Raw genomic sequence first — 25,196 nt, 5'->3', positions numbered from 1 at the left:
AAATCTTTAAAAAGAATCACTTTGATTTAAACAACCAAAGTGATTCGGGGAAAACAAAAATAACTTTAGAATCAGGTTATTTACTTATTAAACTTTTCTACGCCTGTTTTTAACCAATTGTAATATATTTTCACATCTGGCGTATATGCTACCGGATCTATTAAGTTTTCTTCATTATGATCCATTAACACGTAAAACGGTTGCGAATTTGCTTTATACTTAATAGTTTGTAATTCACTCCATTTCTGACCGATGTATTTTAATTTCTTACCCGGACGTAACTTAGAATCTACAACTTCGTGATCTTGTAACGGACGTTTATCATCAACATATAATGAGATTAAAACCACATCATTTTTAAGAATTTCTAAAACCTCTGGTTTTGGCCAAACGTTCTGCTCCATTTTACGACAGTTAACACATGCCCATCCTGTAAAATCAATCATTACTGGTTTGCCTACTTCTTTAGCATAAGCTAAACCTTTATCGTAATCGTTGAAGGCTAGTATATCATGTGGAGCTAATAAATGCGCCCCTTCTGGCAGACTTCCATGATCGCTAGAAGCAGTTGCACCTCCCCCTACTTTGGTAAACCCAACTCCATAAGGTGATTCGCTATAATCTTGTGGTGGAGGGAATGCACTAATTAAATTTAATGGTGCTCCCCAAAGTCCCGGAATCATATAAATTGTGAATGTTAATACTATTAATCCTAAACTTAATCTACCTACCGAAATATGTGATAATGGCGAATCGTGTGGTAATTGAATTTTTCCAAAAAGGTATAATGCCAAGGTTCCAAAAATAGCAATCCAAATGGCAATGAATACTTCACGCTCTAATAAATGCGTTTGTGATACTAAATCGGCTTGTGATAAGAATTTAAAAGCTAATGCTAATTCTAAAAATCCTAATACCACTTTTACTGTATTTAACCAACCACCAGATTTTGGTAATGAATTTAACCAACCTGGGAACGCCGCAAATAAGGCAAAAGGTAATGCAATAGCCATAGAGAATCCTAACATTCCAATAATAGGAGCTAAACCACCTTTTGAAGCTGCTTCAACTAATAAAGTTCCAACAATTGGTCCCGTACAAGAGAATGACACAATTGCTAAAGCCAATGCCATAAAAAAGATTCCTATTAAACCACCTCTATCGGCTTGAGAATCTACTTTGTTAGCCCATGAATTAGGTAACATGATTTCGAATGCTCCTAAGAAAGAGGCTGCGAAGACAACAAGTAGAATAAAGAAAATAATGTTAAACCAAACGTTAGTTGCTAATGCATTTAAAGCATCGGCTCCAAAAATAGCTGTTACCGCAGTTCCTAATAATAGGTAAATAACAATAATACAGATACCATAAATAATGGCATTTTTAATACCTACTGCTTTATTTTTACTTTGTTTAGTAAAGAAACTTACGGTCATTGGTATCATTGGGAATACACAAGGTGTAAGCAAGGCAGCAAATCCTGAAAGGAATGCTATAAAGAAAATAGACCAAAGTCCTTTTTTAGATGCTTTCTCTTCACTGGCTTCTGCCTCTTCTATTACTTTCTCAGCATCATCAGAATCACTTTCTTTAACCGTTGTACTGGCTTGTGATTTTTCTGAAATCGTAAATTCTAAATCAACTTCGTTTGGAGGTAAACATCTAGTATCATCACAAACCATAAATTCTACAAGCCCTTCAATCGTTTCTACGCCTTCTGAAACTTCAATTTTTTGTTTGAAAATCGCTTTATTTTCAAAAAACTTTATTTTCATTCCAAATACAGGATCATCTACAACATGACCTTCATCTTCTACGGTATTTCCAACAATTTTGAAGTTGCCTTCACTATCGTCGTACATAAAAGATGTTGGAATTGGTCCACCTTCTGGTACTGTTTGCGAGTATAAGTGCCATCCTGGTTCGATAGCCGCTTTAATTATAAGTTCGTATTCCGTTTCCGATACTTTCTCTACCGAAGTTGACCATTGTACTGGATCTAAGATTTGGGCATGACCTAAAACAGATAAAGATAATACCGCAATTGCTAAAAGAAATTTTCTCATTCGTTTGTAATCTATATTATTTTATGTTGAATTCTAAATCTACTTCGTTTGGTGGCAAGCATCTGCTATCGTCACAAACCATAAATTCAACGGTTCCATTTATTTTAAATGATTCTGTAGTTTTTAATTTTATACGTTGTTTAAATGTCGCTTTATCTTCAAAGTATTTTATCTCCATTTCAAAAATAGGATCGTTAACCACATGCCCTTCTTCCTCAGTAGTATTACCTTTTTTCAAGTATTTTCCATTCCCTTCAAAAGTAAAACTTGTGGCAATAGGTCCGTCTTCTGGAACATTTTGTGAATACAAATGCCATCCAGGCTCTATACCTGCGGTAATAACCAATTCGTATTCAGTATCTGCTATTTTATTTACCGAAGTACTCCATGTTACAGGATCTAATATTTGTGCCTGCCCTATGCTAAAAGCTAAAAAGGCTAACATTAAAACTACTTTCTTCATTACTTTAAGTTTAATTAGTATTTAAGTTTAATTTTTGGGTTTAAAAATGATTTCAAAAGACTTACCTCCCTTAAGAACTTCTTTTGCGATAGATTGAATGTCTTCTTTAGACATACTTTTTACAATGCTATCAAAGTTTTTAGGATCGTTCATATTGTAATGGTATTTAAAGAAATTCGATAATAAAGCCATATCATATGAATTTCTATCTTTTGATTGCTCGCGTTCTTTTAAGAAGTTCGTTCTTGTTTTATTTAAATCTTCTTCTTTAATATCGCCATCGGCCATTTTCTGTAATTCTTCTTTTACGATATCCACCATTTTATCGGCTAACTCAGGATTACAATCGAAATTAAAAGACACTGAAATTATAGCTTTAGGCTCTCTTGACAACCGTGCTGAAGCTCTTGGACTATAAGCACCACCTTCTGCTTCTCTTACCGTTTCGTTAACACGTAACTGAAGCATATCACCTAATACACTAGTGTATATAGATTTATCTGTAGCATATTCTATTTCCTTTTTGAATGACACATTTACATTCGCTTTAGGATCTTCCATAGGAATATAAATATCTTCATCTATACGGTCCTTAATCCACTCGGCTTGATTGGTCTTATAAATTTCTTTTACATTAGTTGCAGGTATACTTGCTAAATATTTTTCTAATAATGGTTTTAAATTTTCCTCCTGAACATCTCCCACGATGTAGAAGTCGAAATCGGCAACGTTTGCGAATCTATCCTTATAAATAGCCTTAATTTTCTCAAAAGAGATATCATTTATATAGGCTTCATTAAAAATACGCATTTTTGGATTATTATTACCATAAAGAGCAACAGTCATGCTATCCCTCATTTTTTCACCAACATCATTGACTCTTCTAAGAAGGTAGTTTTTTATATTATTTTGAAGTACTTGGTAGGCCTGTTCGTCGAATCTTGGCTTTACAAAATATAAGTGTACTTGTTGAAGCATAGTTTCAACATCCTTGGTGTTCGATCTTCCAGTCAAACCTTCAGAAATATTCGAAATATTAGCATTAACACTTGCTGTTTTACCCGCCAGAACCTTTTTTAAATCGGTAGATGAAAATTCACCCAAACCAGACATACTTACTAAATTCCCAACAAGATCGGCAGATGGTAAGTCTTCATCTTTTAATAATGACATCCCACCGTAGCTTTGTGCATTTAAAGTAACTTGGTCTTTATCCTTGTTTACATACTTATAATGTACAGTAACCCCATTACTTAAAGTAAAAGTAGTAGCTCCAATAACTTCACTAACCTCCGTTTTTACAATTTTACCAGGTGTAATATCTACTCCTGATATTAAGGTTTTTCCATCAAGAGCTTCACTGTAAGGCTCTATTGTTTTATCATTTTCAACGGCAGAAATAATGGCTTTAACATCAGATTCAGTTAAATTATCTTGGCCTTCAACCCCTGTAACATTTACAAATCGATTATTCTCAGTATAAAATCCTTTAAACGTTTCATGAAGTTCTTCTAAACTAATATTATCTAAAATCTGCTTTGCTATTTCGTATTCTTTTTCAATATCAGTAATAACATCATTATTTAAATAATTAGCCTGAATAGCCTTTTCTATTGAAGCATGACTCTTATTATCCCTTTTAGCGATAGCATTTTCGTAAGAGCTTTTCATTTTTGTAATGGCACGATCTACCTCAGACTGTAAATACCCGTAATTAATAACGCGTTGTACCTCCGTTAAAATAGCTTTAAAAGCCTCCTTCTGTTGGTTTGGCTTAGGATTTACGTTAACACTGAAATAATCTTTTGTTCTAACCATACCGCCAAACCTAACTGAACCGCCAAGAAATGGTACATCTGGATTTTGTGATTTCTCAGAAATTCTAGAGTTTATTAAATTCGTTGCTATAGATTCTAACAAGTTTCTTTTTAAAGCCCCCACAGTTCCTTCATCTTCTGGCTTATCATGTCGAATACCAAAACTGATTGAAGCTGTAGATATTTCAGGATCTGTACCTAAACTATAAAGCATTTCTTCATGGTCAGGTATGTTAATATAAAAACGCTCTTTGGGATTTTCAACCGCAGGAATATCGGAGAACATTTTAATAATTTTCGCTTCGATTTCCTCTACATTTACATCTCCTATAACTGCAATAGCCTGTAAATCGGTTCTATACCAATCGTGATAAAAGTCACGTAACGCCTTATACTCAAAACCTTCTACAACCGACATTAAGCCTATAGGCATTCTATTAGCATATTTTGAATGATTAAATGAAATAGGCATTGATGTTTCAAACAAACGCATTCTTCCATTTTGACGTGTTCTCCATTCTTCCTTAATAACACCACGTTCGGCATCAATTTCCTCTTCAGTTAGTAATAACTCGTTAGACCAATCATGTAAAACCAATAAACAGGTATCTATTAAATCTTCTGTTGTTGGTAAATTATTCAGATTATAAACTGTTTCATCAAATGAGGTATAAGCATTAACATCTTTACCAAAAACGGCACCATACTTTTGAAGAGTATTCAACATTTCCTTACCTTCAAAGTTCTTAGTACCATTAAAAGCCATATGCTCTAAAAAATGTGCCAATCCTTGCTGATCGTCATTTTCTAAAACCGAACCAACGTTCTGAATAATGTAATAGCTTGCCGCATTCTTCACAACATCAGTACTTTTAATGTAGTAAGTCATACCATTTTCAAGTACGCCTTTCTTGAAAGTTTCATCTTGCGGTAAGGGATCGTTATAATTTAAAGATTGAGCTCCTGCAAAATTATTGAAGGAAAAAATTAACGAAGTAATGAATATAAAAGTACGTGTCATATGTTAGGTTTTCGGTTATTAACAAAATGGCTTCAAAGCTATTGTTTTCTTTTATTTTTATTGCTCTATTTAAGATAGTTTTAATAAAGAGGACTGCTACAAAAAACAGTCCTCTTGTGTACTTCTCAGCTTATTTCAAAGGTTTATTTCGAGTGACTAATTCAAATAAACATAAAATCAAACTTATAAGAAGCTTTCTTTATAGAGCCTAAACCTTTCCTCTTTTAGACTTCTACTCCTTATAACCCTGAAATTGTATTTTAGGGTGGTTTACACCATGTTAAATATTACTTAAAATTTTTCTTTGAGAAACAAAGCGCCATTTGCAGATAAGACGCTATTTCGAACCACCCCCCCTATTAATATTATGTTAAAATTTTAAAAGATGATTAGTTTCAGAACTTATAAGGTGCTTTTTTCAGAGTTTAAAAATTTCACACAAGGTTTTATGCTTTTACTTGCAGTTTTATTGCTTTCATAGCATTCATTCATTGAAAAGTTATATTTTTGAATCTGAATACAGTTATCATTACTTACATGAAACGATTTACATACTTCACGCTTACCTTAGTGATATTAACCTTATGGAGCTCTTGCAGAAAAGATTTTGAATTTGCCCCAAGTACCGGAAGTTTACAATTCTCTAAAGACACCGTTTACTTAGACACTGTATTTACTAACATCGGATCTAGCACCTATAATTTAAAAGTTTACAACCGAAGCCATAATGACATTGAAATTCCAATGGTAAAATTGGGATTGGGAGAAACATCGAACTACCGATTAAACATTGATGGCATTGCAGGAAAAGTATTTGAAAACATTCAAATTCAAGCCAACGACAGTTTATTTATTTTTGTTGAATCGACTATTGACATTAATAATTTTCCTAATCCAAACGGAGAATATCTTTATACCGATAAAATTGAATTCGATACAGGAAGCAAATTACAGGATGTCGACCTAATTACTTTAGTCAAAGATGCTGTTTTTATTTATCCGGATCGCGATGAAACTACCAAAGTTATTGAAACCTTAAAAATCAATATCGATGGAGAAACCACAGAAACCAACTTACAAGGAAGGGAATTATTACCAGAAGAATTACATTTCACTAACGAAAAACCTTATGTGATCTATGGATTTATTGCTGTTCCTAGCAATGAAACCTTATCCATTGATGCTGGTGCACGTCTACACTTCCATGAAAATTCAGGAATCATCGTTACAGAAGGTGCGTCCATTGCAGTAAATGGTACATTTAGTAATAATCCTGAAACGCTTGAAAACGAAGTTATTTTTGAAGGCGACCGCCTCGAACCTAATTTTTCTGATGTTCCCGGACAATGGGGTACCATTTGGCTGTTTGAAGGCAGTATAAATAACACCTTTAATTACGCAACTATTAAAAATGCCACTTTAGGTATTTTAAGTGACGGTGATGCCGATGCTACAAACAACAAACTCACTATTACAAACTCACAAATTTACAACTCATCCAGCTTTGGTATTTTAGGAAGGAACAGTTCCATTTATGGAGAAAATGTCGTTATAAATAACAGCGGACAAACTTCATTTGCGGGTACCTTTGGGGGCAAATATAATTTAACACATAGCACCATTGCTAATTACTGGAATTCAAGCTCCAGACAATTTCCTGCTTTACTTTTGAATAATTTCATTATCGATGAAGAAGATACGGCCATTATTACCGATTTAACCGAAGCTAATTTTAATAACTGTATTATTTATGGTAATGACAATCCTGAAATTCTACTGGATGAAATTGAAGATGATGCCGTAAATTTTAATTTTAAATTCACCAATTGTTTAATTCGCTTTCGCGATAACAATAACAATTTCTCTAGTCCAAATTACGATATTGAAAATAATAGTCTTTATGAAAATTGTATTTTCAATGAAGATCCCGACTTTTTAAACCCGGAAAACAACCAGCTTATTATTGGTAACAACTCTGCAGTTATCAATAAAGGAAATACAACTTTTGCCAATCAGGTACCTTTTGACATTCTTAACATAGATAGAGCTACCGCGCCGGATCTAGGCGCTTATCAGCATATTATATTTCCTGTAGAAGAATGATCCTTTATAGCGAATCAATAGCCTCTTTTAATTGCTTAAAAGCTGTTTTTATTTTTGAAAGAGGCGACGCAATATTCATGCGCATATACAATTGATAGTCTGCACCAAACAGCTTCCCTGGTGCCAAGCCTAATTTCGCTTCCTTAAAGACTAATTGCTTTAATTCTGATTCAGATAATTTAAGTGCTGAAAAATCCAACCAAACCTGATACGTTCCTTCTGGCTTAACCATTTTTACAGTAGGTAATTCTGTATTTAGGAACTCTTGAATCCAATTAACCGTTTTCTCTAAATACGCCACTAATTCATTAACCCAATCTTCACCCCGAGTATATGCTGCTAAAATTGCATAAGCCGACAGAGCACCTCCTTGATGCAGATACATGGAAGTTACCAGGTTATTAACCTGATTAAACCTTTCCTTATTGTTTAAATAAATATATCCATTGGCAATACTCTGCATCCCAAATGTTTTTGCAGGAGACCCCAAAACAGCAATATGGTTTTCAGTATTTGGAAAAGACAAAATACTATTAAATTTAAAATTAGAATATACAATTTCAGAATGCACTTCATCACTAACTATAATTACATTATAGGTATTCGCCAAGTCAATAAACTTTTGCAACTCATCACGATTCCAAACCCGTCCTACCGGATTATGTGGATTACAAAGCAAAATGAGTTTTGTTTTTCCTAATTTTAATTGCTGCTCTATATCTTCAAAATCAAAAACATAACTCCCATTTTCAATTTTTAGAGGGTTTTCAACAACAGTTCGGTTCGCCGTTTTAATAGCTGTATAAAACTGATGGTACACCGGAGTTTGTATCATGACCCCATCTCCCTCTCTGGTTAATACCCGAAGCAAAACAGCAATAGCAGTAAGCACGCCATTAACCTGGATAAAACACTTCGAATCCAAATCTAAACCATGTCGCCTTAGATTCCAATTAGCAATAGCTTGTTTTACTTCTGGGCTTATATCTTCATAAGCATACACACCGCGATTAACAATTTCTTGCAAGCCCTGAGTAATAGCAGGCGCTACCTTAAAATCCATATCGGCAATCCATAAAGGCATAAGATTATCTGTATCAAACAAAGACTTTAAATAACTTGAATTATTTTTTACAAATTTGTCTTTACCAGACTCAATAGTATCGAATATGCTCATAAATTTTTCTTTTAGTATCGCTACAAATCAAAACTAATAATATTGCAGTGCTTAATCTAAATTTTAAATTAATTTTTAGAATTGTTTCAAAGTAAAAATATCTTTAAAAAAGTTCCTAAAACAAAAAAGTTCCACAATTGTGGAACTCCTTTTTATATAAATCTCTAAAAGATATTCTAAATCAACACTAAACGAATAAAGGTTTATCCTGCATCATAGCATTCACTTTAGTTTTCACAGCTTCTAGAATATTTTCATCCTCAAAATTAGCAATCACTTCGTCAACTAATTCAACAATCGCTAACATATCAGCTTCCTTTAAACCTCTCGTTGTTACAGCTGCAACACCTAAACGAATACCAGAAGTTACAAACGGTGATTTATCATCGAAAGGCACCATGTTTTTATTTACAGTAATATCTGCTTTTACTAATGCTTGTTCAGCATCTTTACCAGATAGATTTTTATTACGTAAATCAATTAACATACAATGATTATCGGTTCCTCCTGAAATAATATTATATCCCTTAGCCACTAATGCATCGGCCATGGCAGAAGCATTCTTTTTAACTTGCAACTGATAATGTAAAAAGTCATCGGTTAGTGCTTCACCAAAAGCAATAGCTTTAGCCGCAATAATATGCTCCAATGGACCACCTTGATTCCCTGGAAATACAGCAGAATCTAATAAAGACGACATCTTACGTAAGTTGCCATTCTTTAATTTAAGACCGAACGGATTATCGAAATCTTGCCCCATCATAATCATACCTCCTCTTGGACCTCTTAAAGTCTTATGAGTTGTAGTCGTAACAATATGACAATGTGGAAGGGGATCGTTTAAAATGCCTTTCGCAATTAAACCTGCTGGATGCGAAATATCTGCTAATAAAATAGCACCCACGCTATCTGCGATTTCTCTAAAACGTTTAAAATCAATATCACGTGAATATGCAGATGCCCCAGCAATTATTAATTTGGGCTGTTCTGCTGTGGCGATTTCTTGAATTTTGTCATAATTTAAAACTCCTGTTTCCTCTTCTACCCCATAAAATACTGGGTTATATAATTTACCTGAAAAATTAACCGGCGATCCATGTGTTAAATGACCACCATGAGATAAATCAAAACCTAAGATTTTATCGCCAGGTGTTAAACACGCATGATAAACAGCTGTGTTAGCCTGACTTCCAGAGTGTGGCTGTACATTTACATACTCAGCACCAAACAAAGCTTTTGCTCTATCTATAGCTATTTGCTCAACCTCATCTACCACTTCACAACCACCATAGTAGCGCTTTCCTGGGTATCCTTCAGCATATTTATTAGTTAATACAGATCCTGCAGCTTCCATTACTTGTTCACTTACAAAATTTTCTGAAGCGATTAATTCAATTCCGTGTAATTGGCGCTCTTTTTCAGCTTGTATAAGTTCAAAAATTTGTTCGTCGCGTTGCATATAAAATTAAATATGAGTTAAATATTCCGCAAAAGTATGAAATTGATTAGTTAAATACATCAAAAAACATATATTTACTATGAAGTTTTTAAACGTGTTAGCAACCGTTAAAAGAAACCTATAATTTTAAATTTATTTTATATAAAAAGAAAAAATTATGTAGGTTTGAAGATAATTCAATAAACATTAAAGATTTAAATTATGGCGATTTCAGCTAATAATCCAGACAGAAAGTCCTGGCTTCATGTAGATAAAAATTCAGATTTCCCAATACAAAACATTCCTTTCGGTGTCTTTTTAACACGAGACGACATCATTACTATTGGTACTCGTATTGGTGATACCGCAATCGACCTAGGGGCATTACATCAACTTGGTTATTTTGATGGCATCGCACTAACCGATGATATTTTTCTTCAAGATAGCCTAAACGACTTTATAGCCGATGGAAGAAAAACTTGGCGTTCCGTAAGAAACCGTATTGCTGAAATTTTTGACGATAATAACACCAGTCTTAAAAACAACAAAAGTCACAAAGAAATCGTGTTATTTCGCTTAGATGAAATTGAAATGCAATTACCCGTCCAAATTGGAGATTACACCGATTTTTATTCAAGTATTGAACATGCTACTAATGTAGGTACCATGTTTAGAGACCCTGATAATGCGCTATTACCTAACTGGCTTCATATTCCGGTGGGTTACCACGGTAGAAGTTCATCCATAATCCCTTCAGGAATTCCGGTACACAGACCACAGGGACAAACGCTTCCAAATGGTGCTACAGAACCTGTTTTCGGACCAAGCAAATTGGTAGATTTCGAATTGGAAATGGCTTTTATTACAACCGACGCCAACGACTTAGGAGAACCTATTCCTGTGAACGAAGCCGAAGAATATATTTTCGGACTTGTTTTATTAAACGACTGGAGTGCCCGTGATATCCAAAAGTGGGAATATGTGCCACTAGGCCCTTTCTTGGCAAAGAATTTTGCCTCTTCAATATCTCCCTGGATAGTTACCTTAGATGCATTAGAACCTTATAAAGTAGAAGGACCAAAACCACTAAAACCTCAGTTACCTTACCTTCAATATAAAGGCAAAAAGAGTTACGATATAAATTTGGAAGTTTCTATTCAACCAATGGGAACAAAAGAAACATTGGTAAGTAAATCGAACTTTAAATATATGTACTGGAACATGGCACAGCAATTAGCTCATCACACCATTAATGGTTGCCCTGTAAACTCAGGAGATATGATGGGTAGCGGCACTATTTCCGGGCCTACACCAGACTCTTACGGATCAATGCTTGAACTAACCTGGAAAGGTGAAAAACCTTTAACGATGAAAGACGGTTCTGAACGCAAATTCATTAATGATAATGATACGGTAATTATGAGAGGGTATTGTGAAAAAGATGGTACAAGAATTGGGTTTGGTGAGGTTTCAACAAAACTTTTACCCGTTTATAAGAAAAAATAATTTACTGCAAATTAATTAGTTGATAGGTACTTTAGTAGTTTTTTCTATTTTTGGCATTACATTTGAACTACAATTTCAATAAGCCAAAATTTAACCTATGAAAAAACTACTACTTAACATACTCACATGCTGCCTATTTATTTCCTGCAGCACAAGTAAAAAAATAGAAAAAGCATTAAGCTATGGCAATTATGACACTGCCATAGCTAATGCTGTTAGCAAATTACGCACTAACAAAGACAAAAAAGGAAAAGCCGATTATATTATCATGCTTCACGAAGCATATAATAAGGCTACCGACAGAGATTTGGCATCTATCGCTTTCCTAAAAAAGGATAATAATCCGGAAAATTACATTCGTATTTACGATACCTATGTAGGATTAAATAACCGTCAGGAATTAATAAAACCTTTACTACCTTTATACGCACATGGTAAAGCGCTAAACTTCAAATTTCAGGATTACTCCCATCAAATTATAAACTCTAAAAACGAAGCTTCTCAGCAGCTTTATAGTAATGCAACAGCGCTTTTAAAATCTAATAACAAATTGAACATTAGAGAAGCTTACAATATTTTTCAAGATATTGAAGAAATTAACCCAAACTTTAAGGATACTAGAGTGCTTATAGATGAAGCGCACAATAAAGGCACCGATTTTGTATTGGTGCACATGATTAATGATACCGACAAAGTTATTCCGCAACGCCTAGAAGACGATTTATTAAATTTCAGCACTTACGGCATTAACAATCTTTGGACTGTTTATCATAACAACGCCGTCCAAGACCTTAAATACGATTACGATATGCGTGTTAACTTAAGACAAATCAATATTTCACCGGAACAAATCCAAGAGCGTCAAATTATTAAGGAAAAACAAATTGCCGATGGAAAAAAATTACTTTTAGATGAAAAAGGAAATCAGGTAAAGGACAGTCTTGGTAACGCTATTGAAATAGACAATTTAAAAAATATACGTTGTGAATATTACGAATTCAAACAATTTAAATCTTCACAGGTCTCTGGAAATGTGGAATATTTTAATTTGAACACCCAACAATTAGTGGATGCCTTCCCTATTGAAAGTCAATTTTTATTCGAACATATTTATGCGACAGCAAGTGGAGATCGCCGAGCTCTGGAAACCACATTACTTCCATTTTTAGATAACCGACGCGTCCCCTTCCCTAGTGAATCGCAAATGATATACGACACAGGTGAAGATTTAAAACTGCAACTAAAGCAAATTATCACATCCTACAACATCAATTAATAAAAAACTCCCAAATTATTTTTGGGAGTTTTTTATTATATCTAAATTCAGATTTTTTCCATATTTTTTGTATATTTAGAATAAGCCAATCCTTGATATACAAACCCTTAGAATGGCTTAATTCCCGACTTCTACTTGCAAGATTCAACTTGTATATGTTGTGCTTATATTAAAACTAAACCACGATGAAAAAATTACTAATCATTGCTTTTGTAGCTATAACATGCTTTAGCATGCAAGCTCAAGAAAAACTTTACCTCATATTTGAATTAATGCAAGTAGATAACGAACAAGAAGCCGACTATCTTGACACCGAACGTTTCTGGAAAAAAATCCACGAACAACGTCTTGCCGGTGGAGAAATTATTGGTTGGGATTTGTGGCAATTACTTCCTGGTGGAGAAAATCAAGGCTACCAATATTTAACGGTAACACTTTACAATAGTCCCGATAAAATGTTTGATGTTCACGAAGTATTTAAATATGCAAAAAAGGCCTATCCTGATATGTCTGATGAATCGCTTCGCGACATGGTAGAAGGCGCAGGAAAAACCAGAAATCTAGCCGTTAGAAACTTTATGGAGCAAATTGCCGTAACCGACGGTGATTTTGAAATGAACATTGGAACCATAGCTTTTATAGATTTGATGAAAGTACCAATGAAAGGTTACGATCTATACGAAGCTGCCGAAAAAGACGTATTTCAACCTATACATCAGGATATGGTTAATAACGGATGGAAAGGCTCATGGTCTTTACTTAGATATATCATACCAATTGGTGAAGCTACTTATGCCTCACACATGACGGTTAACATGTATAGCGATGTGACACAAGCACTAACTCCTCATCCGTTTGAAGAATCGCCAAGTGCCGCTTCGAAAGAAGCTATAGAAGAAGGTTTTAACACCCGAGAATTAAAATACACTTATATGGCTCGTTTGATTGACAAAGTCCGCTAGCCGCATTTAGATATTTTTAAAACGGAACCTTACAATTTATATTAAGCTGTTCCTTAGTTATTGGATGTTCAAACACAAGATTTTCGGCATGCAAATGTAGTCTATCCGATTTGCAACCGTACAAGTCATCGCCTACTATAGGAGTCTTTAACCCTTGGCTATGAGCTGCATGAACACGAAGTTGATGGGTACGACCGGTAATAGGATAAAAATAAACTCGTGTTTTTCCATTTTCAACGGCTATTACCTTATACTTTGTTTTAGCAGGCTTACCGTATTCATAACACACTAGCTGTTGTGGACGGTTATCTAAATCTACACGTAATGGTAAATCCACCACACCAGATTGTTGAGAAACCTCACCATCTAATATAGCTACATAACGCTTCTTTATAGTGCGGTCGATAAATTGTTTTTGAAGCTTCTTATGAATACGATTTGATTTAGCTACTAAAAGAATTCCAGAAGTAGACATATCTAAACGATGCACCAATAAGGGACCAGAAGCGTCTGGCAAATACTGCTGCATTCTACTTAAAACCGATTCTTTAACTTTTCTGCCCGGCACTGACAAAAACTCATGTGGCTTATTTACAATCAACAAATGAGTATCTTCATATAGAATTTCTAAATCCCGATTAAACTCCAAATCCTGCTCTATCGGATTATCCTCAACTTGTAAACCTTGCATCATATGACCCAATATTGGCTCACACTTACTTCGACATGATGGATAAAACTGCTTATGCTTTCTAACTTCTGATTTTGGTGATTCACCCCACCAAAACTCAGCCATTACCAAAGGCGTTAAATCGTGCAGATAGGCATATTGAAAAAGCTTTGGAGCTGCACATTCACCCGCACCCGCCGGAGGAATCAAAGTATTTGTAGCATTAAAAATATCTAATAAATCTTTCTCCTGACCTTTAGCATTTAAGAATCGATATTGTTCATGAATACGCTTTTGTAACGAGGCAGAAAGGTTTGCGCGTTGCTCTTTTAACGCAATTATAGGTTTTCGTAAATTATTTAAGTGATTCCTGGCTTCATTTATTCGTTCTTGTCCACTTCGTTTCAAATGCTTTAACCGAATTTGATAACTTTTACTCTCCTGACTTAGCTCTTCTATTAATCGAGAGTATTCAGAAGCCGACATTAGACCTTCAGCTAATTTACGTCGTTGATCCCGTTCTTTCTTTTTTCCTTTTATTTCGGCTTTCAGTGCATTTAATTCCAGTTCATGATTTAATGTAAATTGATCTAAATAATATTTGGCTTGCACTATAATTTCAGACGACTCTAAAGTCTCTATTTCACGATTCATCGCGTTTAACTTTGCCTCTCCCTGTTTATAAAAACCAGTAACATCTAAGGTATTAAATATGGGGGGTACAAATCCGGAAATATCATTACTATCAGCCAATTTCCCTGAAAACGCGGCAAGATACCCCAATTCACCCTGTCCATTTTTAACCACCATAACACCAAACATCTTCCCGATAGACAATCCCTTAGCACTTGATTTTAATCCGAAATTATGTATAAAATCTCTCTGATTTTCTAGATAATTCTGCAAATCGGCTGCTGCCACCCTACTTAATCTATGAGGCTGATAGTAAAACGGAAATGTGAATTTTTCTGGAAACTCTACCTCTTCATGAATATTTAAAGGATGAAATACGGATTCAGAAAATGACTTCATAAACTTTATTGAAAATTGCTGCAAAGAAACGAAATATTATTTCTTTAAATAGTAACCAGAAGGTATTAACCGTAAATTAGTAACTTCTAAATTATAAAGATAAACCCATGCTTTTACTAAAACCCCAGATTCTAATATCACATCGACTACTTCACGTTTATATAAGTCGGTTTCAATAGTACTTTCCTCTATACCTTCATAAGGGTCCAAAATACTAAATACGTATTCAGCATCCTGAATAATGAATAGATCTCCATAAACTTTATACGTTTCATTTTCGCTAAGTATAGCCCCAGGATAACCAGCAACTTCATACAAACTACCCTGAAAATTTCCCTTACCTACAAACGTGGAATGCTTTTTCAAAAATTGAGACATTTCATTTTCAACATCCTGCATTAAGGTTCCATAAACAAACAAGTAATTAACTGCAGACTCTAACATTCTTTAGACATCCATAAAAAAATAAAGACTATAACTGAGTCAAATCTAGCTCATTTATAGAACTGTGACTCGCATGCTTCATAACGGTACCATTTTTAATTACCAATAACTGTGGTGATTCATGCCATACCTGAAACTTTGAAGCTATTTCATTAGAAATATCGCGATAATTTAAAAGATCAAGATAATATAAATCTGCTTGCTCGGCATTTAAATTATATGATTCTACAAACCTATTAATAACCATTCTACTAATACCACAGCGTGTAGAATGCTTAAATATAACTTGAGTTTTTTCTTTTGATTTGTTTTCTATCTCTTCTAACGCCTCCATTTTATTTAGAGAATTCCATGGTAACACTTTTTCTTCCTTTTCCTCGGAAACACTATTAAATAACTTGCTAATCAATCTCATTTATTGTAATTTAAAGGGATTAAGTCGAAACTAAATCATAACCTTACATCTGACTAAAAGTCATACACAAACCACGCTTTTAAGACAAATTGTCCTGCGAATAATCATGGTAAGATTATTGTCCAAAATAAGTAGTAAATGTAAAACAATAGAGCATTTCCACACGATGGAAACTAAAAAATATTAACTATGAACTTAAATAATTATACAATTAAATCGCAAGAAGCCATACAACAAGCGCAACAATTAGCGCAGGGTTTCGGGCATCAACAAATCGAAATCGAACATATCTTTAAAGGCATTTCAGAAGTGGACGAAAATGTATTACCATTCCTTTTAAAAAAATTGAATGTTAATATTAACATTTTGAAGCAGGCTTTAGATAAGCAAATTGAAAGTTATCCGAAAGTAAGCGGTGGCGAATTAATGCTATCACGTGAAGCTGGCAAAATGTTAAATGAAGCCGCAATAATTGCAAAAAAAATGAATGATGACTACGTGTCTGTCGAACATTTAATTTTAGCCATTTTTAAATCGAATAGTAAAATAGCTCAAATGCTAAAAGATCAAGGTGTTACCGAAAAAGCATTGAAAGCAGCTATCGATGAATTAAGAAAAGGAGAAAAGGTTACTTCTCAAAGCCAGGAAGACACCTATAATTCCTTAAATAAATATGCAAAAAACCTAAATCAGTTAGCCAAAGACGGTAAACTAGATCCTGTAATTGGTCGTGATGAAGAAATTAGAAGAATTCTTCAAATTCTCTCTCGTAGAACCAAAAACAATCCGATACTTGTAGGGGAACCTGGTACAGGTAAAACTGCTATAGCAGAAGGTCTTGCTCACAGAATTATCGACGGTGATATTCCTGAAAACCTTAAAGACAAGCAAATATTTGCCTTAGATATGGGTGCTTTAATTGCAGGCGCTAAGTATAAAGGTGAATTTGAAGAGCGATTAAAAGCAGTCATTAAAGAAGTAACTACAAGTAACGGAGATATCGTACTATTTATAGATGAGATACACACTTTAGTTGGTGCTGGTGGTGGACAAGGCGCTATGGATGCTGCAAACATTTTAAAACCCGCCTTAGCCAGAGGTGAATTACGCTCTATAGGAGCAACCACCTTAGACGAATACCAAAAATATTTCGAAAAAGATAAAGCATTAGAACGTCGTTTTCAAAAAGTAATGGTGGATGAGCCTGATACAGAAAGTGCCATCTCCATATTAAGAGGTATTAAAGAGAAATACGAAACACACCATAAAGTACGCATTAAAGACGACGCCATTATCGGAGCTGTGGAATTATCACAACGTTATATTACGAATCGTTTTTTACCAGATAAAGCGATTGACCTAATGGATGAAGCTGCTTCTAAATTACGCATGGAAATAAATTCCAAACCCGAAGAGCTAGATGTATTAGATAGAAAAATCATGCAACTTGAAATTGAAATTGAAGCCATTAAAAGAGAAAAAGATGAAAATAAATTAAAGGCACTCCGTTCTGATTTAGCAAATTTAAAAGAACAACGCAATGAAATAAATGCAAAATGGAAAAGCGAAAAAGAAGTAGTTGATAATATTCAGAATATTAAACAAAATATTGAAAACTACAAATTAGAAGCAGAGCGTGCTGAACGTGATGGTGATTACGGAACAGTAGCAGAATTACGCTACGGCAAAATAAAAGAAGCTCAAGAGCAACTGGAAGTGCTTCAAAAACAACTAGAAGTACAAGCCGAAAATTCGCTTATTAAGGAAGAGGTGACTTATGATGATATTGCAGAAGTTGTAGCTAAATGGACAGGTATTCCTGTAACTAAAATGCTCCAAAGTGAGCGCGAAAAATTGTTGAACTTAGAGCATGAATTACACAAACGCGTTGTTGGTCAGGAAGAAGCTATTACCGCGGTAAGTGATGCCGTTCGCAGAAGTCGAGCCGGTTTACAAAATCCTAAAAAACCCATTGGTACATTCCTTTTTTTAGGTACAACTGGGGTTGGTAAAACAGAATTAGCTAAGGCTTTAGCCGAATATTTATTTGATGATGAAAGCGCGATGACCAGAATCGACATGAGTGAATACCAAGAACGTCATGCTGTTAGCCGTTTAGTTGGTGCGCCTCCAGGATACGTAGGTTACGACGAAGGTGGGCAGTTAACAGAAGCTGTTAGAAGAAAACCATACTCTGTGGTACTTTTAGATGAAATTGAAAAAGCCCACCCAGACACATTTAATATATTATTACAAGTTTTAGACGAAGGACACTTAACAGATAACAAAGGTCGTCTTGCCGATTTCAAAAACACCATTATTATCATGACTTCAAACATGGGAAGTGAAGCCATACAACAGCATTTTGAAACGACTAGAGATATCTATACAGCTACGGAAGCAGCTAAAATAGATGTGCTTGCCCTTTTAAAACAAAGCGTTAGACCAGAATTCTTAAACAGAATAGACGATATTATTATGTTTACCCCTTTAAGTCAATCGGACATTAAACAAATAGTAGGATTACAACTTAACGGTGTTAAAAAAATGATTGCTCAGCAAGGCATCACTTTCGATGCAACATCAGAAGCTATTGATTATTTATCAATGAAAGGCTTTAATCCTGAATATGGAGCACGTCCTGTAAAACGAATTATTCAAAAAGAAGTTCTAAACGCTTTAAGTAAGGAAATTTTGGCTGGTAAAGTCACTACAGATAGTATCATTTTATTAGATGCTTTCGATGAACAATTAGTATTTAGAAATCAGAATGATTTAGTTGAAGAAAATCTTGAGTAATTTAACACCAATTTAGATGTTGTATATTTAATTTTGTTTAGTTAGTATAAGCGTTGTTATTCGAATAATTTTAAGAATAACAACGCTTTTTCATCATAAAAACGCAAATAATTCAATAAACATCCACGATTGAATGGTTTTGTAAATAATCTGACAACAAAGAAGTTAATACTCTTTAACGATAATTTTCGACTTTTATCGAAGATATATTAAATTTTATTATTAGATTTGTTGCTGTTGAAAGTCCCCAAAACTAGACAACAATTTTAAAAATTACCCTGTTTATTTCCCTAAGAATAAACAAAATTAAACCTACTTAGAACTATGAATAGCATATCAAAGCGCATTGATTATACTCTCTTAAAACCTACATCTACAGAACGCGAAATTATTGATCTTTGTCACGAAGCTATTTTAAATGATTTTCACTCTATTTGTATTAACAGTTCATACGTTTCTCTGGCCAAACAGTTATTAGAACGATCGGACATTAAAATATGTACTGTGGTTGGATTTCCTTTAGGAGCTACATCTACTGAGGCTAAAGTATTTGAAGCTAAAAAAGCCGTTGAAGATGGTGCCGATGAAATTGAAATGGTCATTAACCTCGGGTTTTTAAAAAGTAAAAACTACGTTTCTGTTCTAAAAGACATTAGCGATGTGAAAATTGCAATAAATAAAATTCCATTAAAAGTAATTTTAGAAATTTCTGAATTAAGCAAAAATGAAATTATAAAAGCCGCAGAAATTTGTATAGATGGTAGAGCCGATTACATAAAGACATCCAGCGGTTTCTCTAAAGGCGGCGCTACTTTAACGGCTACAAAAATTATAAAGAAAACTGTAAAAGACCGAACAAAAATACAAGCTTCAGGAGCGATAGAAGATATTGAAACGGCTTTAAAATATTTAGATAGCGGTGTACATAGAATTAGTATGACCTCAATTCCAAAAACCACAAAATCTTTACGTAAATATTCAAAAAAAGCATAACCTCTTTGCTTTATATCGAAAATAAATGTCATTCCTACGAAATATGACGTTTAGCATATTTTAGCTTTTTATATTGACTTAAATTTACTCATAAGTTTACTATGGAAAATTTAAGTCAATATATAGACCACACCTTATTAAGTGCTACAGCAACAAGTGATGCGATAAAACAGTTGTGTGAAGAAGCTAAAACCTATCAATTTCATGCTGTTTGCGTTAACTCATGTTATGCTAGCCTTGCAAATGAACAATTAAAAAACAGTCAGGTAAAAGTATGTTGCGTTGTTGGTTTTCCACTTGGTGCTATGAGTACAGAGGCCAAAGTCGCCGAAACCAAACAAGCCATTTTAGATGGTGCTGAAGAAATTGATATGGTAATCAATCTGGGGTATTTAAAAAGTAAAAATTTTGATGACGTCTGGACTGATATTGAAGAAGTAAAAAAATGTATACCAAATGGCACTTTAAAAGTTATTCTAGAAACTTGCTACCTAGATGATATTGAAATTATAAAAGCCAGTGAATTAGCCATTCAAAGTGGTGCCGATTATATAAAAACATCTACTGGATTTGGTACTTCAGGAGCCACCATACACGTTGTTAAAATAATGAAATCGGTCGCTCAGGATTATGCTAAAGTTAAAGCTTCTGGTGGCATAAAAGACTACGAAACAGCAAAGGAATATATAAACTTGGGGGTTGAACGTATTGGAACCTCCTCTGGTATAGCCATTGTAACGGGGATTTCATCTTCAAATAAAACGTATTAATATGAGTGTTCATATTGAAGCAAAAAAAGGAGACATTGCAGAAACCATTCTATTGCCTGGTGATCCCTTACGTGCTAAATGGATAGCGGAAACCTTTCTCGAAAATCCGGTATGTTTTAACAGAGTGCGAAATATGCTTGGCTATACAGGCTCTTACAAAGGAAAACGAATTTCTGTGATGGGCACCGGTATGGGAATTCCCTCTATTTCCATTTACGCCCATGAATTAATCACGCAATACGATGTAAAAAATCTTATTCGTGTGGGCTCTGCAGGATCATATCAAAAACATGTAAAAATAAGGGATATTGTTATTGCCATGGCAGCTTCTTCCAATTCGGGCGTGAACAGGAATCGGTTTGAAGGTACAGATTATGCGCCCACTGCTAGTTTCGATTTATTTCAAAAAGCCATTGAAGTGGCAAAAACAAAAAACATTCCAATAAAAGCAGGAAACGTATTTACCTCTGATGAATTTTATGCTGATGACATAAAAACCTATAAAAAATGGTCTAAATTCGGTGTATTATGTGTAGAAATGGAAACAGCAGGACTTTACACGGTCGCAGCCAAATATCAAGCCAAAGCATTAACTATTTTAACCATTTCCGACTCCCTTGTAACAGGGGAACGCACCACTAGTGAAGAACGAGAAACGACTTTTAATGAAATGGTTGAAATTGCATTAGAACTCGATTGACACTATTTTAAATTTAATTTTGGTACCGGTTAACTTTTGAGACAATACATTAATAGCCTGACTACTCAATTGAAGCACTCTTGGATACCCCCCGGTAGTTTGACAATCTCGCATAAGCACAATTAACTTCCCGGATGGTGTTAACTGTACTGTCCCTGGAAGAACAGGTGTCGTTAAAATGGCATCCAAATCATTCTGTAATAACTCTTTCAATTGATAAGCCATGCGACTATTATCGTTAGAGATGGTGAATTCTTGAGCTTTTAAAATATGCTGAGCCTCTTTTGATAATTTTGAAAATTCAGGACCTTCATATGCTTCAATAACATGCTCGGAAATATGATGAGCATTTACTTTTACATGGGCATTTTTATCAGCCAAAAACCGGTTAACCTCCCCTATTTCCAATTCATCACCTTTACTAATAGTTATCTGCTTTGTTATACCGCTATACATACTACGGCTCCGCATTATGAGCTCCGTTTGAAATCCCCCCCGCACACTTAAATAACACCGAACACCAGATTCCAATTTCCCAAAAGAAAGTATTGTTCCTTTTTCAACAGAAATCATTTTATTCATATGAACAGGTGTCTTATTCAGCATAGGGTTCATTTGAGCTCCAGAAACACAAATTAAAGTAGGACTCAAAAACTCAAGTTCAGGGCCTTTCATGGTAATCTCCAAAACAGCATCGTTTAGGTTATTCCCTAATATATGATTGGCTAATTGAGCCGAAAGCTGATCCATAACACCAGCATATGGCACTCCAAAATCCTGATAAGCATAACGTCCTAAATCCTGAATGGTTGAATAAAAACCTGGTTTAATAACTTTAATCATGCCCGTTTTCGATTTCAATTTGATAAACCCCAGCATCGGCTAGAATTTTAATATCACCATACGCCTTTAAAGTAATAGGCTTAAAAACAATTTTATCCCCAGCTTTTGCAAAACAAGGCGTTTCTTTTTGTGGGTCGAAAAAACTAACCGGTGTATTGCCAATAATATTCCATCCTCCCGGACTCTGAACAGGATAAATACCCGTCTGTTTACCACCAATGGCAACGGCTCCTTTTTCAATTTGCATTCTTGGCATGGCTTTCCTTGGTGTATGAAGGATGTCATCAAGCCCTCCTAAATAAAGGAATCCTGGTAAAAACCCCACAAAATAAACCGTATAAATTGTTTCAGAATGCTTTTTAATAATTTCTTCTACAGTAATATTTTTCTCTTCTGAAAGCTGCTTTAAATCCAAACCAAAACTAAAATCATAGCAAACAGGAATTATCCAGGTAACTGAATCCACCCCAGCATCTTTAACTTCTTCTTTTGTATATATTGTTTTCAGCCGGTCACCAATACTTTTCAAGTCGGAAATCTCCTTATCACAAACAACTAGTAAACTGTTATAAGCAGATTTCAACTCGAGAATACCATCAATATTTTCAGCAATTATTTTATGTTTAAATTTTAGAATATCATAAAGAATATCCTCCTGAATCTTACTTGGCCATTCAATTAAAATAGCATATTCTCCGTATGGTTTATATTTTAGATTAAAACTCATGTATTAAGTTACCAACACCCCCTTTTTTTCTAATTGGCGTCTTAGCTTTTTAACCAATTCAACTGCTTTAATATTATCACCATGCACGCATACCGTTTCGGCGATAATCGAAACATTTTGCCCTGTAATCACCTTAACTTCACGCTTTGTAATCATCTGATACACGTGCTCAAAAACTTCATTTTCATCTTCAATAATCGCCATTTTGCTTTTTCTGGAAACTAATGATAAATCATTATTATAATTTCTATCGGCAAACACTTCATATACTACTTGAATACTATTTTTTATAGCCAATCCTGAAATCACTGACTTATAAGGCACATATAATTTTATTGAAAGCGCATAACTCTTAATCAGCTCTATAATAACAGTAGCAATTTTTTCATCTTTTGCGGCCAAATTATACAATGCGCCATGAGGCTTTATATGATGTAATCCTACCTGTTCCTCTTGAAGAATAGCTATTAAATTATCTACCTGATGTTTCAAGGAAGCATAAAGAGCCGCATAGGATATATCCATAGGTTCTCTACCAAAATTTTCCTTATCAGGAAATGAAGGATGCGCCCCTATTAGCACGCCCTCTTCTTTCGCCAAATGTACTACAGCCCGCATCGAATCCCCATCACCGGCATGTCCCCCACAAGCTATATTACAAGAAGAAAGATAAGGCAAAATTAGAGACTCGTTTCCAATACCTTCACCCACATCGGCATTTAAATCTACAGAAAACATAGTAATTAATTCAATGTTATGTGTAGCACTTTAATTAAAGTAACTACAGAGAGTAATATACTAATTCCAAAAATAATTAGAGCTATAATATTCTGCTTTAAGCTATTTTTATAAGTACCCAAGACCGAAGATTTATTTACCACCCAGATTAAAAAGCCTGCGATAAAAGGCAATAAGACCCCGTTGGCTATTTGAGCAAACTTAATAACTTCAATGGGTTTTATTCCCAATGATGAACAAAAAACACCAATAAATAACACTACAATCCAGACCGCTTTAAACCTTTTACTCTTTAAATGTGAAGGCCAACCTAAACAACCAGTAGTTACATAAGCAGCTGCTAAGGGAGCTGTAATAGCGCTTGTCATACCAGCCGCAAACAGCCCAATAGCCAAGAAATACCTAGCAAAACTTCCAAATAACGGCTCCAGACTTTTAGCTAAATCAGCGGCATTATTAATAGTACTAGATTGGATTGAAGTTGCTGCTATAATAATACTCATTGATACCAAACCTCCTAATACAACAGCCACTACGGTGTCTTTATTTACTAAACTTAAATCGGATGATCGATGCCATTTTTCTTTTACCAACGAGGCATGTAAGAATAAATTATATGGCACAACCGTAGTTCCAATAAGCGCCATAATAGTTAAGATACTTTCTTTAGACACCTGAGGCCTAAACATACTTTTAAATACCAAAACATAATCTGGTTTGGTTATGATGGCAGTCACCAAAAACGCCATACTCATCAAAATCACTAAAAAAATCAGAACTTTTTCAATAACCTTATAATTACCAATGTACAACAAAATAAAAGCCAAAACACCTATCAACACATTAAACCCTTTTAATGTAAAATTTCCTATTTGTAAGGATGGATTTTCGATTAAAGCCTCAAGACCTAGCACACCACCAGTAATATTACCGGCTTCATAGGCGGCATTGCCAACAACGATGGCCATAAGAATTAAAACAAGTGCAAAAATCTTTATTAATGGAGATTTTATTTCAGATCTGATAACCTCTGCTAACCCTTGTTGAGAAATAAGTCCCAATCTAGCAGACATACCTTGCAGCACGATGGTGGCGACAACAGATAAGACCATAGCCCACAGTAACGAATAACCAAAGTTTACACCTGCTAAGGTACATACTGTAACTGTTCCGGGGCCGATGAAAGCAGCTGCTACCAAGGGCCCCGGACCAATATTTTTAAACCATTCTTTCACT

20 protein-coding genes are annotated in these 25,196 nt (G+C 34.6%); 8 read left to right on the top strand and 12 right to left on the bottom strand.

Annotated elements, in window-relative coordinates; genetic code table 11:
- Positions 1 to 80 precede the first annotated feature (80 nt).
- The 3 genes from H611_RS0105355 to H611_RS0105345 are packed head-to-tail and all read right to left on the bottom strand — an operon-like array spanning position 81 to position 5,367.
- Positions 81 to 2,066: a protein-disulfide reductase DsbD family protein gene (locus H611_RS0105355; RefSeq protein ID WP_027137389.1), complete on the bottom strand. Its 1,986-nt coding sequence runs from the start codon at positions 2,064 to 2,066 to the stop codon at positions 81 to 83.
- Positions 2,067 to 2,082: 16 nt separating this feature from the next.
- The gene (locus tag H611_RS0105350) at positions 2,083 to 2,529 is read right to left on the bottom strand and encodes a protein-disulfide reductase DsbD domain-containing protein (protein ID WP_027137388.1); all 447 of its coding nucleotides are present in this window, start codon (positions 2,527 to 2,529) and stop codon (positions 2,083 to 2,085) included.
- 27 nt (positions 2,530 to 2,556) lie between these two features.
- Entirely contained in the window at positions 2,557 to 5,367 is a 2,811-nt protein-coding gene (locus H611_RS0105345; protein WP_035483484.1) for a M16 family metallopeptidase, read from the bottom strand.
- A 537-nt stretch (positions 5,368 to 5,904) separates the two neighbouring features.
- Between H611_RS0105345 and H611_RS0105340 the strand changes: the two genes are divergently transcribed.
- Complete coding sequence (locus tag H611_RS0105340; RefSeq protein WP_027137386.1) at positions 5,905 to 7,470, top strand: hypothetical protein; 1,566 nt, start codon at positions 5,905 to 5,907, stop codon at positions 7,468 to 7,470.
- Between the two features lie 4 nt (positions 7,471 to 7,474).
- On the opposite strand, the gene H611_RS0105335 is transcribed toward H611_RS0105340, so the two are convergent.
- A complete protein-coding gene (locus H611_RS0105335; RefSeq protein WP_027137385.1) occupies positions 7,475 to 8,647 on the bottom strand; it encodes a MalY/PatB family protein in 1,173 nt (390 codons plus the stop codon).
- A gap of 187 nt (positions 8,648 to 8,834) precedes the next feature.
- The gene (glyA, locus tag H611_RS0105330; RefSeq protein WP_027137384.1) at positions 8,835 to 10,106 is read right to left on the bottom strand and encodes a serine hydroxymethyltransferase; all 1,272 of its coding nucleotides are present in this window, start codon (positions 10,104 to 10,106) and stop codon (positions 8,835 to 8,837) included.
- A gap of 201 nt (positions 10,107 to 10,307) precedes the next feature.
- Between glyA and fahA the strand changes: the two genes are divergently transcribed.
- The 3 genes from fahA (at position 10,308) to H611_RS0105310 (ending at position 13,829) form a co-directional block, all read left to right on the top strand.
- Entirely contained in the window at positions 10,308 to 11,591 is a 1,284-nt protein-coding gene (gene fahA, locus H611_RS0105325; RefSeq protein ID WP_027137383.1) for a fumarylacetoacetase, read from the top strand.
- A gap of 97 nt (positions 11,592 to 11,688) precedes the next feature.
- On the top strand, positions 11,689 to 12,867 hold the full coding sequence (locus H611_RS0105320) for a hypothetical protein (RefSeq protein ID WP_027137382.1): 1,179 nt from the start codon (positions 11,689 to 11,691) through the stop codon (positions 12,865 to 12,867).
- Between the two features lie 185 nt (positions 12,868 to 13,052).
- Entirely contained in the window at positions 13,053 to 13,829 is a 777-nt protein-coding gene (locus H611_RS0105310; RefSeq protein WP_027137381.1) for a hypothetical protein, read from the top strand.
- A 16-nt stretch (positions 13,830 to 13,845) separates the two neighbouring features.
- Here the strand turns inward: H611_RS0105310 and H611_RS0105305 are convergent, their stop codons facing one another.
- Genes H611_RS0105305 through ytxJ form a run of 3 tightly spaced genes read right to left on the bottom strand, consistent with a single transcriptional unit; the run spans position 13,846 to position 16,390 of the window.
- On the bottom strand, positions 13,846 to 15,531 hold the full coding sequence (locus H611_RS0105305; RefSeq protein WP_035483481.1) for an RluA family pseudouridine synthase: 1,686 nt from the start codon (positions 15,529 to 15,531) through the stop codon (positions 13,846 to 13,848).
- A gap of 36 nt (positions 15,532 to 15,567) precedes the next feature.
- The gene (locus tag H611_RS0105300; protein WP_027137379.1) at positions 15,568 to 15,975 is read right to left on the bottom strand and encodes a gamma-glutamylcyclotransferase family protein; all 408 of its coding nucleotides are present in this window, start codon (positions 15,973 to 15,975) and stop codon (positions 15,568 to 15,570) included.
- Positions 15,976 to 16,003: 28 nt separating this feature from the next.
- A complete protein-coding gene (ytxJ, locus tag H611_RS0105295; protein ID WP_027137378.1) occupies positions 16,004 to 16,390 on the bottom strand; it encodes a bacillithiol system redox-active protein YtxJ in 387 nt (128 codons plus the stop codon).
- Between the two features lie 189 nt (positions 16,391 to 16,579).
- On the opposite strand from ytxJ, the gene clpB reads away from it, so the two are divergent.
- From clpB to deoD, 4 genes are all read left to right on the top strand, one after another.
- A complete protein-coding gene (gene clpB / locus H611_RS0105290; RefSeq protein WP_027137377.1) occupies positions 16,580 to 19,189 on the top strand; it encodes an ATP-dependent chaperone ClpB in 2,610 nt (869 codons plus the stop codon).
- 324 nt (positions 19,190 to 19,513) lie between these two features.
- Positions 19,514 to 20,182 carry a deoxyribose-phosphate aldolase gene (gene deoC, locus H611_RS13985; protein ID WP_051238731.1) on the top strand — a complete coding sequence of 223 codons (669 nt, stop codon included), beginning with the start codon at positions 19,514 to 19,516 and terminating at the stop codon, positions 20,180 to 20,182.
- Positions 20,183 to 20,283: 101 nt separating this feature from the next.
- Positions 20,284 to 20,952, top strand: a complete 669-nt coding sequence (gene deoC / locus H611_RS0105280) for a deoxyribose-phosphate aldolase (RefSeq protein ID WP_027137376.1) — start codon at positions 20,284 to 20,286, stop codon at positions 20,950 to 20,952.
- A 1-nt stretch (position 20,953) separates the two neighbouring features.
- On the top strand, positions 20,954 to 21,652 hold the full coding sequence (deoD, locus tag H611_RS0105275; RefSeq protein WP_027137375.1) for a purine-nucleoside phosphorylase: 699 nt from the start codon (positions 20,954 to 20,956) through the stop codon (positions 21,650 to 21,652).
- Here deoD and H611_RS0105270 read toward each other — a convergent pair.
- The 4 genes from H611_RS0105270 to H611_RS0105255 are packed head-to-tail and all read right to left on the bottom strand — an operon-like array spanning position 21,638 to position 25,195.
- Positions 21,638 to 22,531: a 5-oxoprolinase subunit C family protein gene (locus tag H611_RS0105270; protein WP_245574771.1), complete on the bottom strand. Its 894-nt coding sequence runs from the start codon at positions 22,529 to 22,531 to the stop codon at positions 21,638 to 21,640. The two genes, deoD and H611_RS0105270, sit on opposite strands and share 15 nt — an antisense overlap.
- Positions 22,488 to 23,222 carry a 5-oxoprolinase subunit PxpB gene (gene pxpB / locus H611_RS0105265; protein WP_027137373.1) on the bottom strand — a complete coding sequence of 245 codons (735 nt, stop codon included), beginning with the start codon at positions 23,220 to 23,222 and terminating at the stop codon, positions 22,488 to 22,490. The genes H611_RS0105270 and pxpB overlap by 44 nt, the downstream gene beginning before the upstream one ends.
- A 3-nt stretch (positions 23,223 to 23,225) precedes the next feature.
- On the bottom strand, positions 23,226 to 23,960 hold the full coding sequence (gene pxpA, locus H611_RS0105260; RefSeq protein ID WP_035483479.1) for a 5-oxoprolinase subunit PxpA: 735 nt from the start codon (positions 23,958 to 23,960) through the stop codon (positions 23,226 to 23,228).
- Positions 23,961 to 23,965: 5 nt separating this feature from the next.
- Complete coding sequence (locus H611_RS0105255; RefSeq protein ID WP_027137371.1) at positions 23,966 to 25,195, bottom strand: Nramp family divalent metal transporter; 1,230 nt, start codon at positions 25,193 to 25,195, stop codon at positions 23,966 to 23,968.
- Between the last annotated feature and the right edge of the window lies 1 nt (position 25,196).

This window comes from Gaetbulibacter saemankumensis DSM 17032 (assembly GCF_000425645.1).
Taxonomy (GTDB): Bacteria; Bacteroidota; Bacteroidia; order Flavobacteriales; family Flavobacteriaceae; genus Gaetbulibacter; species Gaetbulibacter saemankumensis.
This window is presented reverse-complemented; position numbering and strand designations above follow the sequence as displayed.